Genomic DNA, 328 nt, shown 5'->3' on the forward strand with positions numbered 1-328 from the left:
TCCTACATCAACAAAGAAGACAGAAAGGAATATAAGCTCAAGGGCAAGGTGGTCGTTCTGGGGGCCTCGGCCTGTAGTTCGGCGCGTATATTGCTGAACTCCAAGAGCGACCGGCACCCGAACGGGCTGGGCAACAGCAGCGATGTGGTGGGCAAGTACCTGCACGACTCGACGGGGGCCGACAGGGCGGGCTTCATCCCGGACCTGATGAACCGGAAGGTCTCCTATAACGAGGACGGCGTTGGCGGTATGCACGTGTACTCCCCATGGTGGGGGGACAACAGCAAGCTGGACTTCCCGAGGGGCTACCATATCGAGGTATGGGGCG

At 59.8% G+C, this 328-nt stretch carries 1 pseudogene; it reads left to right on the forward strand.

Annotated elements, in window-relative coordinates:
• A pseudogene (locus K1F36_RS19870) lies at window positions 1-328 on the forward strand (GMC family oxidoreductase); the annotation flags it as partial.

Source organism: Flagellimonas abyssi (assembly GCF_019457905.1).
Classification (GTDB): domain Bacteria; phylum Bacteroidota; class Bacteroidia; order Flavobacteriales; family Flavobacteriaceae; genus Flagellimonas; species Flagellimonas abyssi.